The sequence below is a fragment of the Atlantibacter sp. RC6 genome (assembly GCF_014193285.1).
Lineage (GTDB): Bacteria > Pseudomonadota > Gammaproteobacteria > Enterobacterales > Enterobacteriaceae > Atlantibacter.
Map to the genome: position 1 here is coordinate 219,876 of NZ_JACHZE010000001.1, position 14,041 is coordinate 233,916.

Sequence of the window (14,041 nt, forward strand, 5' to 3'; positions counted from 1 at the left end):
AGGGCAATTATCGGTGTGATCAACTGGAACAACTGACCTCCAGCCGTTTTCCCCAATCCGGCGGACGGCGGCTGTACTCATCGTCACGATCGGCAAAGGGCTGGCGCAGCGCCTCGCTCAGGCGCAGCATCTCGCCCGCATCCCCCTGCTCTGCGGCTTCAATCGCGCGCTGCGCTAAGTAATTGCGCAGCACAATTGCCGGGTTGACTGCTTTCATCGCCGCCTGACGCGCATCGTCGGTCACTTGCTCCTGTTGCAAACGCGCGCGGTAGCGGCCAAACCAACTGTCAAACGCGGCGCGATCGATAAACTCATCGCGCAACGGCGAAGCAGCGGAGTGCTGTTCGGTTTCGCTGAGCATGCGGAACGTGCGGGTGAAATCGCTGCCTTCACGCTGCATGATACCCAACAACTCGTTCAGCAGTTCGTTATCGCCGTGTTGCTGGATCATCAGCCCCAGTTTGGCACGCATCAGCGCGCCGTAATCACGCAGCAACACCTCCTGATAGGTATCCAGCAGCCCGTTGAGCCGCTCAGCGCTGACGAACGGCGCGAAGGTTTGCGCCAGCCGCTGTAAGTTCCACAGGCCTACCGCCGGCTGGTTATCAAAGGCATAGCGCCCCTGGTAATCGGAATGATTACAGATAAAACGCGGCTGCCAGTCGTCCATAAAGCCATAGGGCCCGTAATCAATCGTCAGGCCGAGAATCGACATATTATCGGTGTTCATGACGCCGTGGCTGAATCCGACCGCCTGCCAGCGGGCGATCAGCGTTGCGGTGCGGGCGACCACCTGCTCCAGAAACAGCGCCAGCCGATCGGGCTCATCGACCAGCGCCGGGAAATGATGGCGAATCACATACTCCGCCAGTTGCTGCACCCTTTCCGGTTCGCGCCGGTAGTAGAAATGCTCGAAGTGGCCGAAGCGCACATGGCTTTCGGCGATACGCATTAGCATTGCGCCGCGCTCGGCGGTTTCGCGGTAAACCGGCGTATCGCTGGTGACAATGCTTAACGCGCGGGTGGTGGGAATACCCAGATAATGCATCGCTTCGCTGGCAAGGCACTCGCGCAGCGTCGAGCGGATCACCGCCCGGCCATCCCCCATTCGGGAATACGGCGTCAGACCCGCACCTTTCAGATGCCAGTCAAACCGCCGCCCGTCGGGAAGTTGCTGTTCGCCAAGCAAGATGCCGCGCCCGTCGCCGAGCTGCCCCGCCCAGACGCCAAACTGATGGCCGCTATAAACCTGCGCCAGCGGCGACATGCCCGGTAGCAGAGATTCACCGCCCCATACGCCTGCGCTGCCATGATAATCGAACAGAGTGTCGGGAAGTTCCAGAGATTGCGCCAGCTGGGGGTTATGCCAGAACAAACGCGCATTGTTTAGCGGCGTCGGCGAGAGCTCGCTGTAAAAGCCGGGTAGCTCGTCACGCCAGGTAGTAATAAATTTTGGATTTTTCATCAGGCCTCCTGCTTCCAGTGTAGTGCCTGACGAAAAGTTTAAACACGGGTCAACCTGAGGGTTATTGGCGACTGCGCAACAAAAACAGCAGCGCTTCGGGCTCCATTACCGGCCACAGATTGCCCTGCATGGCGTGGAAACGCACGTTGATCGCTTTCTGGCGCGCGCTCTCGGTATCAATGCCCGCCACGATCATGGTGTGGCAAAACGGCGCGACCTGATCGACGATAGCTTTCATAAAAGGCTCGAATGAGGGCTCGCTAATACGTTTATGAATAAAAAATTTATCCATGATGATGCGTTTAAAAAGGCGGTCGAATATAGAACGGGTGGTCGCCACGCCCGCGCCGAAATTTGCCAGTACCAGCGCATAACGGCGTGAAAATGTCAGTAAAGAGAGATTGTCTTTCCCGTCATTTAATCCAGGGTAATTCTCGCTGAGGGTGAATTCCAGAAAAGGGAGTTGCGCCAGACGCGTCGCCAGTTTTTCATTGCTCAAAATAGCCGCAACATGGACAGCATTAATATTTATCCATGCACAAAGTCCATGGTTGATAAAATGGACGCGGAATTGTTCCAGCAGCGCGAGTTTCTCATAAAATAGTATTAACTGTTCATCCTCACTAATACGAGGAATAACCAGATCGGTTGGAATACGGATATCGCCTTCGCGTGATGCAAAGTTTGCTATCACCTCTACTCCCAGTAGCGCGCCGTTAACCTTCCTGATCGGCTGGAATAGTAGGGTTGACTGATAATCTTTATCGAGTGAAATAATCATATTACCTGTCCCATTAACTGGGTAATAAACGGCATCCCTCCGCTCGCAGGGCTATGCTGAATACAGTTACCTGTATTCGAATAAAACGAACATGTTGGCTGAAATCGTTGATGCATTACGTGCACTTTCAGGCATCAGTGTAACTAAGATAGCCTGGTAATCAAAACAGGGTTAACGTTAGGTAAATATATTTAATTTATCGTTACAGAGTACACAAAACTATCACTACCAATATTTGTACTTTGACAATAACTGGCGGCAAACTCACCCATTTGCGATATGGATTAAACTGAATTAACTGCTAGCGATCGTAAATCAGACGCAAAAATAATTAACCGGACCGGCATCTAGATACGTCTGGCTTGCCAGAACTTCTTATTCCAGTACACATTATCCAGCGATGATTTAATCACGCCCTGGCTGGTGGAAGCATGGATAAATTGATTGTCGGTATCATAGATTCCGACGTGCAAACCATTCTCACCGGAGCCGGTTTTAAAGAACACCAGATCCCCTGGCAACAGTTCTTCTTTATCAATACGAGTGCCGATCTCGGCTTGTTCGCTGGTTTGCCGGGGTAAACGCAGCGCAAAACGATCGCGAAAGGTGACCAGGACAAAGGCAGAACAATCGACACCGTGACGGCTCATCCCGCCATAGCGGTACGGCGTACCGTGCCAGGTGTTGAGCTGATCGTTTAGCTCGGCAATCACGGTAATAGAATCCGAAAGCCGCGCGTTTGGCGGCGGCGCATGATGATGCCCACAGCCCGCCAGTAATAATGTTGCGATGACAATGAACCACATCCGCATTTTTCAGGCACATCCTCTAGCCTTTATTCCCGAAAGGTAATTTAGCGTGAGCCGTAAGCCGTGGCAAGACGCGTTCCGTTAACTCACGGGCAGATCAGCAGAGTATGTCCGTCCACTTCTACACGATGGAAGTCAATGCCATATACGGGATTGAGATGCGCGGGGACCATGACATCGCGGCTTTTGCCCTGGGCAATCATTGTGCCATTTTGCAGCAACCAGACGCGATGGGCGCGCCGCAGGGTATGGTTCAGATCATGGCTGCTCATCACAATGCTCACGCCCTGCTCGCACAGCTGGTGCAACAATTCGTCCAACGCCGCCTGCTGCGCCACATCCAGGCTATTCATCGGTTCATCCAGCAGCAGCAATGCGCCATGGGGATTATTGCGCGGATGAATTTGCAGGATCACAGCGGCAAGGCGCACCCGCTGCCATTCGCCGCCGGACAGTTGATTGACGGGCCGGGTAAGTTTACGCGTCAGCCCCAGGGCATCGGTGATTTCATTCAGTAGCGCGTCATCGGCGACTCCATGGCGGTGCAGCGCCAGATAGTGCCAGACCGGCATGGCAAACGGCGGCGTTTGCTGTTGGGTGAGCCAGGCGCGGTGCCGCGCCAGCGCCTCGCCCTGCCACTGGTTGAGCGGTATCCCCAAAAAGGCGATGGTCCCGGCAGGCTGGCGCATCCCTGCCAGCCCGGCGAGCAGCGTGCTTTTCCCGGCACCGTTAGGGCCCACCAGGTGCAGCCACTCCCCTCTGCGGATTTCAGCGGTAACAGGGCCGACTCTGCCCGGCTCCTGCACCGCCTCCAGCGACATCAGTACCGTCATTATTTGGCCAGTGCCAGTTTGATCGCTTCCATCACAATCGGATCTTCTGGCGTCATATCCGGCGAGAAACGCTGAACCACCTGGCCGTCACGCCCCACGAGGAATTTTTCAAAGTTCCACAGAATGTCATCCGGGTAAAGCGGCGCGCGGCCTTTGCTCGCCATACGCTCGTAAAAGCCGCTGGCCTCCGGCGCAACGGCGGTTGGCGCGGCGTCGATCAATTTCTGATACAGCGGATGGCGGTTTTCACCATTGACGTCGATTTTGCTGAACATCGGGAAGGTGACGCCGTAAGTGGTGCTACAGAAGGTTTTGATCTCCTCTTCACTGCCAGGCTCCTGGCCGAGGAACTGATTGCAGGGGAACCCGAGCACCGCGAAGCCCTGGTCGCGCCAGGCCTTGTGGATGTTCTCCAGTTGCTCATACTGCGGCGTCAGGCCGCATTTAGAGGCGACATTGACGATCAGCAGCACGTTGCCACGCCAGGGCTCGAGAGTGGTGGTTACGCCATCAATGGTCGTCACGTCAGTGTTCAAAATGTCGTTATGCATAGCAACCTCATTATAATGGTGTGATGTTTTTTACCGGGCTTTTAATAATAGCCAGATAAATACCGGCGCGCCGAGAGACGCAGTGACAACACCGATGGGCAGCTCCGCAGACGACAGCGCAAGGCGCGCGATCACATCGGCCAGTAACAGCACCGCCGCCCCGGCGGCCATACAGGCGGGCAACAGCACCCGGTAATCCGTCAATCCGCAAAGCCGCAGCACGTGCGGGATAACCAGGCCAATAAAGCCAATCGACCCGGCCAGCGCGACGCTGATCCCCACCAGCCAGCCGGTCGCGATAACCAGCAGGTTGCGCCACAGCCAGACCGGCAATCCTAACTGCCGGGCGGACATTTCACCCAGCGCCAGCACATTAAGCGGATGCGACTGGCGGCAGACCCAGAGCATCACCGGGATCAGCGCCAGCATCAGCCAGCCCTGACGCCAGTCGACGCCGCCGAAACCGCCCATCATCCAGTACATCAACTGGCGTAAATCGAGGCTGGTGCTGAAATAAACCGCCCAGGTCATCAGGGCGCTGCAAATGATGCCCAGCGCCACGCCTGCCAGCAACAGACGGCTATTGGAGAGATGGCGTCTGGCGAAGCGCAGCAGAATAAGCGTGATTAGCAGCGCGCCAGCGATAGCGCAAAGGCTCAGCGCCCAGCCCGGCAACACGCCCTGCCCCAGTAAAATCGCCGCGATGAGCCCGACGCCCGCGCCGTTCGACACGCCAAGCAGGCCCGGCTCCGCCAGCGGGTTCTCAAACAGCGCCTGGAGGATAGCGCCGCACAGCGCCAGCGAGCCGCCCACCGCCATTACCGCCAGAGTGCGCGGCAGGCGAATTTGCCAGACGAACAGTTGCCCGGTGGGCGAAAACCAGTCGCCGGGGCCGATCCACAGGTCGCCTGCGCACAGGCTGATTAGCGCCCCCGCCAGTAGCAGCAGCGTCAGCGTGGTGAGCCAGGTTCGTTCCCGTCGGCGTTGTGCCTGTATCAATGAATGCATAAATAAAATGAATGGCTTACAGAGAGGATTGATTCTACGGTGCCCGGACGGGCAGGCAAAGAAAAAAGGCCGCGCAATGCGGCCTTTTTAATTACGTCAGATTACTCTTCTTTCGGCGAGGCGTTTTCAACCCGGCTCTTCAGCTTTTGACCGGGTCTGAAGGTCACCACACGACGAGCCGTAATGGGAATATCCTCACCAGTTTTTGGGTTACGCCCGGGACGTTGGTTTTTATCGCGCAAATCAAAATTCCCGAAGCCGGAAAGTTTAACCTGTTCGCCATTTTCCAGAGCACGACGGATCTCTTCGAAAAACAGTTCAACCAGTTCTTTGGCATCCCGTTTGCTAAGTCCAAGCTTATCAAACAGATATTCTGACATTTCAGCTTTAGTAAGCGCCATAGGTTCAATCCCTCAATGATGCCTGGAATCGCTCTTTTAGTGCCTCTACGCATCTGGCAACGGTAGTGGCAATCTCCTCTTCTTCGAGTGTACGGCTGGTATCCTGAAGGATCAGGCTGATGGCAAGGCTCTTAAAGCCCTGTTCAACACCCTTGCCACGGTACACGTCAAATAAGTTTACGCCAACTATCTGATTTGCGCCAACTTTCTTACACTCGGATAAAATTTCCGCTGCGGGAACGTTTTCCGCCACCACAACCGCGATGTCACGGCGGTTCGCCGGGAAGCGTGAGATTTCCTGAGCTTGCGGCACAACACGGCCAGAAACCTTGTCCCACAGCAGCTCGAACACCAGCGTACGGCCATTCAGATCGAAGCTACGCTCCAGTTCAGGATGAATAACGCCAATGAAACCAATGCGTTCGCCTTCTAAATATATAGCAGCACTTTGGCCAGGATGCAGCGCCGGGTTGGCTTCCGCTTTAAATTCAATTTCAGAAAGTTTACCGGTAAGTTCCAGAACGGATTCCAGATCGCCTTTGATGTCGTAGAAATCAACGCCGGTTTTCGCCTGGTCCCAGTGCTCTTCCACGCGGTTGCCGCAGATAGCGCCCGCCAGCATCACATCCTGACGAATGCCCAGCGGAGCCTGGGTATCCGGCACAAAGCGCAGACCGGTTTCGAAAATACGCACCCGGCTCTGTTGACGGTTCTGGTTGTAGACCACCGTGCCCAGCAGGCCGGTCCACAGCGACAGGCGCATCGCCGACATATCGCTGGCGATTGGGTTCGGCAGGATCAGCGCTTCTTCGCCCGGATGTACTCGTTGTTGAAGTTTCGGATCCACAAAGCTGTAGGTGATGACTTCCTGATAGCCTTTGTCGTTAAGCAGGGTTTTCACGCGCTTGAGCGACAGGTTGGCTTCACGGTGGTTACCCATCACCAGACCCGCCTGTACCGGCTCGTCAGGGATGTTGTCGTAGCCGTAAATACGCGCCACTTCTTCCACCAGATCTTCTTCGATTTCCATATCGAAACGCCAGCTCGGCGCAACCGCCTGCCACTGGCCCTCGCCTTCGGTCACGTCGCAGCCCAGACGGCGCAGAATATCGCTGACCTGGTCATCAGGGATGTGATGGCCAATCAGGCGGTCCAGCTTGCTGCGGCGCAGCGTGATGGTGGCGCGCGCAGGCAGATGCGATGCATTGGTTACATCAATCACCGGGCCCGCTTCGCCGCCGCAGATGTCGATCAGCAGACGGGTGGCGCGCTCCATGGCTTTGTGCTGCAACGCCGGATCGACGCCGCGCTCATAACGGTGAGAAGCATCGGTATGCAGACCGTGACGGCGCGCGCGGCCAGTAATCGCCAGCGGGCTGAAGAACGCGCATTCCAGCAGCACGTTCTGGGTTTCATCGTTAACGCCGGAGTGTTCGCCGCCGAAGATGCCGCCCATCGCCAGCGCTTTGTGGTGATCGGCGATCACAACGGTGTCTTCATCCAGCTTCGCTTCGCTGCCGTCCAGCAGTACCAGGGTTTCGCCTGGCTTCGCCATACGCACCACGATGCCGCCGTCGATGCGGTCTTTATCGAACGCATGCATCGGCTGGCCCAGTTCAAGCAGCACGTAGTTGGTGACGTCAACCACCGCGTCAATGGAGCGGATGCCGCAGCGGCGCAGCTTCTCTTTCATCCACAGCGGCGTCGGCGCTTTCACATTGATGCCTTTAACCACGCGGCCCAGATAGCGCGGGCACGCCTGCGGGGCATCAACGGTAATCGGCAGCGTATCGTTGATGGTGGCGGCGACCGGCGCCATTTCCGGCTCGTTAAGCGGCGCTTTGTTCAGCACAGCCACGTCGCGCGCGACGCCGATAATCCCCAGACAGTCGGCACGGTTAGGCGTGACGCTGATTTCAATGGTGTTATCGTCGAGCTTCAGGTATTCGCGAATATCAGTACCAATCGGCGCATCCGCCGGCAGTTCGATAATGCCGCTGTGATCGTCGGAAATGCCCAGCTCGGAGAACGAGCACAGCATGCCTTCAGACGGCTCACCACGCAGTTTAGCCGCTTTAATTTTGAAATCGCCCGGCAGCACCGCGCCTACGGTCGCCACGGCCACTTTCAGGCCCTGACGGCAGTTCGGCGCGCCGCAGACGATGTCCAGCAGACGCTCACCGCCCACGTTGACTTTTGTCACGCGCAGTTTGTCGGCGTTAGGATGCTGACCGCATTCAACCACCTCACCCACTACCACGCCGTGAAACGCGCCGGCAACGGCATCCACGCCGTCCACTTCGAGGCCAGCCATGGTGATTTGCCCGGACAGCGCCTCGCTATCAATGGCGGGATTTACCCATTCACGTAACCAGAGTTCACTGAATTTCATTGGATAGTCCTGCCCTTATTTAAACTGTTTGAGGAAACGTAAATCGTTTTCGAAGAAGGCGCGCAGATCGGTGACGCCGTAACGCAGCATGGTCAGACGCTCCATGCCCATGCCGAAGGCGAAGCCGGAATAGACTTCCGGGTCGATGCCCACGTTGCGCAGCACGTTCGGGTGAACCATGCCGCAGCCCAGCACTTCCAGCCATTTGCCGTTTTTACCCATCACGTCAACTTCCGCGGAGGGTTCGGTGAACGGGAAGTAGGACGGACGGAAACGAACCTGTAGGTCTTCCTCAAAGAAGTTGTTCAGGAAATCGTGCAGCGTGCCCTTCAGGTTGGTGAAGCTGATGTTTTTATCGACAATCAAGCCTTCCATCTGATGGAACATCGGGGTGTGGGTCTGATCGTAATCGTTACGGTAGACGCGGCCTGGCGCGATAATGCGGATCGGCGGCTGCTGGTTTTCCATGGTGCGGATCTGCACGCCTGAAGTTTGGGTGCGCAGCAGACGGGTCGCGTCAAACCAGAAGGTATCGTGGTCGGCGCGCGCCGGGTGGTGGCCGGGAATATTCAGCGCGTCGAAGTTGTGATAATCGTCTTCGATTTCCGGGCCCGTCGCCACGGTAAAGCCCAGTTCGCCAAAGAAGCTTTCAATACGATCAATAGTGCGGGTCACCGGGTGCAGGCCGCCGTTCTCGATGCGACGGCCCGGCAGAGAAACGTCGATGGTTTCTGCGGCGAGGCGTGCATTCAGCGCAGCGCTTTCGAGCTCGGACTTACGGGCGTTCAGCGCCTGTTGTACCTGCTCTTTGGCTTCGTTAATCACCGCGCCTGCTGCCGGACGCTCTTCTGGCGGCAGTTCACGCAGGGTGGTCATTTGAAGGGTCATGTACCCTTTCTTGCCCAGATATTCGACGCGTACATTCTCTAACGCGGCAACATCGGAGGCCTGGTCTATAGCTGCCTTTGCACTGGCAACCAGCTCTGCGAGATGTGGCATGGTTTTCCTCATAATAGTGGCGCATGCGCCTGAGTAGTGATTGTTCTGTCGACCAAAAAAAAAGCCTCCACGATGGAGGCTTTTGGCGTTTATTTTCCGTTTCTTTCTTACGCGCAAGCCCCCTGAGATCAGGTGCTAAAGTAAAAAAAGAAGCGGAAAATAGCAGCGTTCATGCTTGCAGTTACCTTAATACTGGAAACGAATTCGTCTATTGAAAGGCTATCAGGTTGAAATGTCAATAAAACGAAGGCCAGAAAGCAAAAGAGGGAGCAAGCTCCCTCCTTCAAACTGGCTTACGCCAGAGCTGCTTTCGCTTTTTCAACCAGGGCAGAGAATGCCACTTTGTCGAATACAGCGATGTCAGCCAGAATCTTACGGTCGATTTCAACAGAGGCTTTTTTCAGGCCGTTGATGAATTTGCTGTAAGAGATACCGTTCTGACGTGCTGCTGCGTTGATACGCGCAATCCACAGTTGACGGAACTGACGCTTACGTTGACGACGGTCACGGTAAGCATACTGACCAGCTTTGATAACAGCCTGGAAGGCAACGCGGTAAACGCGTGAACGCGCACCGTAGTAGCCTTTAGCTTGTTTCAAAATTTTCTTGTGACGTGCACGTGCAATTACACCACGTTTTACGCGAGCCATAGTGCTCTCCTGTTTCTATTCTGTAAAAAAGTTAAAAGTTAAACGGCTTATGCGTACGGCAGGCACGCGATGACCAGACCCAGATCGCCTTTGGAAACCATGGCTTTCGGGCGCAGGTGACGTTTACGCTTGGTCGCTTTTTTAGTCAGAATATGACGCAGGTTAGCGTGCTTGTGCTTAAAACCACCTTTACCGGTTTTTTTGAAGCGCTTAGCAGCACCGCGTACGGTCTTGATTTTTGGCATTTTAATAACTTCCACTTCGCATTGTTGATTAAACGAAACGTAGGGCGAACAAAATCTGTGAAGCCCTAAGGCTCCACAGACATTGTTACTTGAAGGCCTTACTGTTTCTTCTTAGGAGCGAGCACCATAATCATCTGGCGGCCTTCGATCTTCGTTGGGAAGGATTCGACTACTGCCAGTTCATTCAGATCTTCTTTCACGCGATTAAGCACTTCCATACCGATCTGTTGGTGGGCCATCTCACGACCGCGGAAACGCAGCGTGATTTTGGCCTTATCGCCTTCTTCGAGAAAGCGAATCAGGCTGCGGAGTTTTACCTGATAGTCGCCTTCGTCAGTACCAGGGCGGAACTTAATTTCCTTAACCTGGATAACTTTCTGTTTTTTCTTCTGTTCCTTAGAAGATTTACTCTTTTCATAGAGGAACTTGCCGTAGTCCATTATGCGGCAAACTGGCGGTTCGGCGTTAGGACTGATTTCAACTAAATCAACCCCGGCTTCTTCAGCCTTTTCAAGAGCTTCTCTCAGACTGACAATACCAATCTGCTCGCCTTCCAAACCCGTTAAGCGAACCTCTTGTGCGCGAATCTCACCATTGATGCGATTTGGGCGCGCCGTTTGAACTCGTTTTCCGCCTTTAATACTTTATTCCTCCAGTTGATGAAGATTGCGGCTGCGAATCTCTTGCTGCAGCTTCTCAATCACTTCGTTCACGTCGATACTGCCCAGGTCTTTACCTCGGCGGGTACGAACGGCCACTTTGCCAGATTCGACCTCTTTATCACCGCAGACCAACATATAAGGGACACGACGTAATGTGTGCTCGCGGATTTTAAAGCCAATCTTCTCGTTTCTCAAGTCCGCTTTTACTCGAATGCCCGCATTTTGTAGTTTACGGGTCAATTCGTTAACGTATTCGGACTGCGAATCGGTGATATTCATCACCACCACTTGCACCGGCGCCAGCCATGTCGGGAAGAAGCCCGCGAACTCTTCGGTCAGAATACCGATGAAGCGTTCCATGGAGCCCAGAATGGCGCGGTGGATCATGACCGGCACCTGACGGTCGTTGTTTTCAGCAACATACGACGCGCCAAGACGCTGCGGCAGCGAGAAGTCTAGCTGAACTGTACCACATTGCCAGGCGCGATCGAGGCAATCGTACAGAGTAAACTCGATTTTCGGGCCGTAGAACGCGCCTTCGCCGAGCTGGTACTCAAACGGAATACCGTTTTCTTCCAGCGCGACCGCCAGGTCCGCCTCGGCGCGATCCCACATCTCATCGCTACCGATACGTTTTTCCGGGCGAGTCGACAGTTTCACCACGATTTTCTCGAAACCGAAGGTGCTGTACATGTCGTAAACCAGGCGAATACAGCCGTTTACTTCGTCACGTACCTGCTCTTCAGTACAGAAAATGTGAGCGTCGTCCTGGGTAAAGCCGCGCACGCGCATCAGGCCATGCAGCGCGCCTGACGGCTCGTTACGGTGGCAGCTGCCGAACTCCGCCATACGCAGCGGCAGATCGCGGTAGGATTTCAGTCCCTGGTTGAAGATCTGAATGTGGCCCGGGCAGTTCATCGGTTTGATGCAGTATTCACGGTTCTCGGAAGAGGTGGTGAACATCGCATCCTTGTAGTTTTCCCAGTGGCCGGTTTTTTCCCACAGTACGCGGTCCATCATGAACGGACCTTTCACTTCCTGGTACTGGTACTCTTTCAGCTTGGAGCGAACGAACACTTCCAGTTCACGGAAGATAGTCCAGCCGTCGTTGTGCCAGAACACCATACCCGGTGCTTCTTCCTGCATGTGATACAGGTCGAGCTGCTTGCCGATTTTACGGTGATCGCGCTTCGCGGCTTCTTCTAAACGCTGCAAATAGGCGTTGAGGGCTTTTTTATCCGCCCAGGCGGTGCCGTAGATACGTTGCAGCATCTTGTTGTTGCTGTCGCCGCGCCAGTAGGCCCCTGCCGTTTTCATTAATTTGAAGTGGTGGCAGAAACGCATATTCGGCACGTGCGGGCCGCGGCACATATCCACATATTCTTCATGATGATATAAGCCAGGCTTGTCATCATGAGCGATGTTTTCGTCAAGAATGGAAACCTTGTAGCTTTCGCCACGGTTCACGAAGGTTTCGCGGGCTTCATGCCAGCTGACCTTTTTCTTGATCACGTCGTAATTTTTCTCAGCCAGCTCGTGCATCCGCTTTTCGAGGGCGTCGAGATCTTCCTGGGTCAGGGTGTTTTCCAGATCAACGTCATAGTAGAAACCATTATCCACTACCGGACCGATCGCCATTTTGGTGTTCGGCCAGAGTTGTTTAATGGCATGACCCAGTAAGTGCGCGCAGGAGTGGCGGATAATCTCCAGTCCTTCGTCATCCTTTGCGGTGATAATAGCCAGTTGCGCGTCCTGTTCGATCAGGTCGCTGGCATCGACTAATTCACCATTAACGCGGCCTGCGATACAGGCTTTTGCGAGACCCGGACCAATGTCCAGGGCAACATCCATGGGGCTTACAGCGTGGTCATAATGGCGTTGGCTGCCATCAGGAAGAGTAATAACGGGCATTTTTTGTCCTTATTCGCAGTGGTGACCCACACGAAAGATCACATACGAAATAGTAATATTCAATCATTATCAACAGGTTATGAGCTGATTCCCGCTACACTCTGCGAAATATGTACCTTACGGCGTACGAAACGCTGCAAATACCTCGGCCCGCCAGTTGATAACACCGCTTGCAATATTACACATCATCTGCAAGGGGTTAAAGACTCTATCGATTCAAGCCGCAACAATAAGCCATAACCGCGACGGTTAATCACAAAAAAACGGCGTCGGTCAGGATTATTTTGACCCGATCAAGCAGGTGAAGAGAGAAAAGAAAACAGGCCGGGGCAAACCGGCCTGGACAATCACATTTTGTAGCCCAGCGTAACGGAAGTGCGGGTATCGGTGTGATCGGGCGCGGTGGCCGGCGGGTTGGAGTTCCAGGTGACGTTGTAAGCCACTTTCAATCCGAAGTGTTCATTAATCGCCACATTCAGCGCGGTTTCGGAGTTTACAGTGGTATCGTCCGCGCCGAACACGGAAACACCCTGGGTGAATTTCGCGTTGTCGGTGAACTGCCATGCGTAAGCGCCAGAGGCGTAGCCCAGCGCCTGGGTTTTGTCAGTGCCGTCGGTGTATTCGTCGTAACGCACACCCGGACCGAATTCAAAACGCAGGCTGTGAACCGGTCCGTTGAGGAACTGGCGACCGTAACCGGCGGTGATCACGTCACGCTCGTGGTAACCGTTGTAACGGTCGGTCAACCAGCTGCCCTGCCCAAACAGGTAGTCGGCGTCGGTCATGTTGTAACGGCTACGGCCACCCAACGCATATTTCTCGGAAGAACGTTCGTCGTTGGAAGAGTTGTTGCTGGCATTTCCCCACAAAGACCACGCGGTAGTGCTGCCGTACCAGGTCAGCGCGCTATCTGCGGTCAGAGAGGAGCTGGTGGTATTGCCAGACTGCGCCAGATAACCACCGTTGAGATAGCCTTCAAAAGGCTTTTTCGCGCTGGAAGGATCATCCATGACAGTAAAAACGGAATCATCAGCGGTTGCGAAATGACTGAACAACGCGCTCCCCGCCAGCATAACCACTGCGGGTACTGTCTTTAAAAGCTTCATTTAATTTTTAAGGTCCGCACAACAAAAAAAGAGACCATCACGGTCCCGGAAACTCTCCACAGGATCAACGAACCGGTCCACGGGAAAGGTAACAAATTATAAAAAGCCACGAATTACATAGCAATGAGTTCCTGAATCATTTTTTGTATAAGAGAGATCTGAAAACCGCTTTTATTTCATAAGGATAATGCGTGAACCTTAAGTGCTATTCATATTAAAAATCATAGT

General features: G+C 54.4%; 15 protein-coding genes and 1 other annotated feature. All 15 genes read right to left on the reverse strand.

Annotation, left to right across the window (positions count from 1 at the left end; translation table 11 throughout):
* Window positions 1-19: 19 nt before the first annotated feature.
* The 15 genes from selO to FHW74_RS01095 all read right to left on the reverse strand — a co-directional run bounded on the left by selO (window position 20) and on the right by FHW74_RS01095 (window position 13,813).
* The gene (gene selO / locus FHW74_RS01025; protein ID WP_183168736.1) at window positions 20-1,465 is read right to left on the reverse strand and encodes a protein adenylyltransferase SelO; all 1,446 of its coding nucleotides are present in this window, start codon (window positions 1,463-1,465) and stop codon (window positions 20-22) included.
* Between the two features lie 61 nt (window positions 1,466-1,526).
* Complete coding sequence (locus tag FHW74_RS01030) at window positions 1,527-2,246, reverse strand: EAL domain-containing protein (protein WP_183168737.1); 720 nt, start codon at window positions 2,244-2,246, stop codon at window positions 1,527-1,529.
* Window positions 2,247-2,593: 347 nt separating this feature from the next.
* Window positions 2,594-3,058: an NlpC/P60 family protein gene (locus tag FHW74_RS01035; protein ID WP_183168738.1), complete on the reverse strand. Its 465-nt coding sequence runs from the start codon at window positions 3,056-3,058 to the stop codon at window positions 2,594-2,596.
* Window positions 3,059-3,141: 83 nt separating this feature from the next.
* Complete coding sequence (gene btuD, locus FHW74_RS01040) at window positions 3,142-3,888, reverse strand: vitamin B12 ABC transporter ATP-binding protein BtuD (protein WP_183168739.1); 747 nt, start codon at window positions 3,886-3,888, stop codon at window positions 3,142-3,144.
* Window positions 3,888-4,439: a glutathione peroxidase gene (locus tag FHW74_RS01045; RefSeq protein ID WP_183168740.1), complete on the reverse strand. Its 552-nt coding sequence runs from the start codon at window positions 4,437-4,439 to the stop codon at window positions 3,888-3,890. The genes btuD and FHW74_RS01045 overlap by 1 nt, the downstream gene beginning before the upstream one ends.
* A 30-nt stretch (window positions 4,440-4,469) precedes the next feature.
* On the reverse strand, window positions 4,470-5,447 hold the full coding sequence (btuC, locus tag FHW74_RS01050; RefSeq protein WP_183168741.1) for a vitamin B12 ABC transporter permease BtuC: 978 nt from the start codon (window positions 5,445-5,447) through the stop codon (window positions 4,470-4,472).
* A gap of 101 nt (window positions 5,448-5,548) precedes the next feature.
* Window positions 5,549-5,848: an integration host factor subunit alpha gene (gene ihfA / locus FHW74_RS01055; RefSeq protein WP_001229266.1), complete on the reverse strand. Its 300-nt coding sequence runs from the start codon at window positions 5,846-5,848 to the stop codon at window positions 5,549-5,551.
* Between the two features lie 4 nt (window positions 5,849-5,852).
* On the reverse strand, window positions 5,853-8,240 hold the full coding sequence (gene pheT, locus FHW74_RS01060; RefSeq protein WP_183168742.1) for a phenylalanine--tRNA ligase subunit beta: 2,388 nt from the start codon (window positions 8,238-8,240) through the stop codon (window positions 5,853-5,855).
* 15 nt (window positions 8,241-8,255) lie between these two features.
* The gene (pheS, locus tag FHW74_RS01065) at window positions 8,256-9,239 is read right to left on the reverse strand and encodes a phenylalanine--tRNA ligase subunit alpha (RefSeq protein ID WP_183168743.1); all 984 of its coding nucleotides are present in this window, start codon (window positions 9,237-9,239) and stop codon (window positions 8,256-8,258) included.
* A 54-nt stretch (window positions 9,240-9,293) separates the two neighbouring features.
* Window positions 9,294-9,417 (reverse strand) — a sequence feature (Phe leader region).
* Window positions 9,368-9,412 (reverse strand): pheST operon leader peptide PheM, encoded by a 45-nt coding sequence (gene pheM / locus FHW74_RS22750; RefSeq protein WP_001386830.1) that lies wholly within the window; start codon window positions 9,410-9,412, stop codon window positions 9,368-9,370. (Overlaps the previous feature by 45 nt.)
* A 115-nt stretch (window positions 9,418-9,532) precedes the next feature.
* Window positions 9,533-9,889, reverse strand: a complete 357-nt coding sequence (gene rplT, locus FHW74_RS01075; protein WP_000124849.1) for a 50S ribosomal protein L20 — start codon at window positions 9,887-9,889, stop codon at window positions 9,533-9,535.
* Window positions 9,890-9,936: 47 nt separating this feature from the next.
* Window positions 9,937-10,134, reverse strand: a complete 198-nt coding sequence (gene rpmI / locus FHW74_RS01080) for a 50S ribosomal protein L35 (RefSeq protein WP_001124225.1) — start codon at window positions 10,132-10,134, stop codon at window positions 9,937-9,939.
* 98 nt (window positions 10,135-10,232) lie between these two features.
* Complete coding sequence (infC, locus tag FHW74_RS01085) at window positions 10,233-10,775, reverse strand: translation initiation factor IF-3 (protein ID WP_040459472.1); 543 nt, start codon at window positions 10,773-10,775, stop codon at window positions 10,233-10,235.
* A 3-nt stretch (window positions 10,776-10,778) separates the two neighbouring features.
* The gene (gene thrS / locus FHW74_RS01090) at window positions 10,779-12,707 is read right to left on the reverse strand and encodes a threonine--tRNA ligase (RefSeq protein WP_183168744.1); all 1,929 of its coding nucleotides are present in this window, start codon (window positions 12,705-12,707) and stop codon (window positions 10,779-10,781) included.
* Window positions 12,708-13,054: 347 nt separating this feature from the next.
* Complete coding sequence (locus FHW74_RS01095) at window positions 13,055-13,813, reverse strand: YdiY family protein (RefSeq protein WP_183168745.1); 759 nt, start codon at window positions 13,811-13,813, stop codon at window positions 13,055-13,057.
* Window positions 13,814-14,041: the final 228 nt, after the last annotated feature.

What these genes read in the sequence shown, in the direction of transcription:
- btuC (WP_183168741.1), bottom strand. Translation starts at nt 5,447, where the DNA reads ATGCATTCATTGATACAGGCACAACGCCGACGGGAACGAACCTGGCTC.
- pheT (WP_183168742.1), bottom strand. Translation starts at nt 8,240, where the DNA reads ATGAAATTCAGTGAACTCTGGTTACGTGAATGGGTAAATCCCGCCATT.
- selO (WP_183168736.1), bottom strand. Translation starts at nt 1,465, where the DNA reads ATGAAAAATCCAAAATTTATTACTACCTGGCGTGACGAGCTACCCGGC.
- thrS (WP_183168744.1), bottom strand. Translation starts at nt 12,707, where the DNA reads ATGCCCGTTATTACTCTTCCTGATGGCAGCCAACGCCATTATGACCAC.
- FHW74_RS01030 (WP_183168737.1), bottom strand. Translation starts at nt 2,246, where the DNA reads ATGATTATTTCACTCGATAAAGATTATCAGTCAACCCTACTATTCCAG.
- FHW74_RS01045 (WP_183168740.1), bottom strand. Translation starts at nt 4,439, where the DNA reads ATGCATAACGACATTTTGAACACTGACGTGACGACCATTGATGGCGTA.
- btuD (WP_183168739.1), bottom strand. Translation starts at nt 3,888, where the DNA reads ATGACGGTACTGATGTCGCTGGAGGCGGTGCAGGAGCCGGGCAGAGTC.
- FHW74_RS01035 (WP_183168738.1), bottom strand. Translation starts at nt 3,058, where the DNA reads ATGCGGATGTGGTTCATTGTCATCGCAACATTATTACTGGCGGGCTGT.
- FHW74_RS01095 (WP_183168745.1), bottom strand. Translation starts at nt 13,813, where the DNA reads ATGAAGCTTTTAAAGACAGTACCCGCAGTGGTTATGCTGGCGGGGAGC.
- rplT (WP_000124849.1), bottom strand. Translation starts at nt 9,889, where the DNA reads ATGGCTCGCGTAAAACGTGGTGTAATTGCACGTGCACGTCACAAGAAA.
- pheS (WP_183168743.1), bottom strand. Translation starts at nt 9,239, where the DNA reads ATGCCACATCTCGCAGAGCTGGTTGCCAGTGCAAAGGCAGCTATAGAC.
- ihfA (WP_001229266.1), bottom strand. Translation starts at nt 5,848, where the DNA reads ATGGCGCTTACTAAAGCTGAAATGTCAGAATATCTGTTTGATAAGCTT.
- rpmI (WP_001124225.1), bottom strand. Translation starts at nt 10,134, where the DNA reads ATGCCAAAAATCAAGACCGTACGCGGTGCTGCTAAGCGCTTCAAAAAA.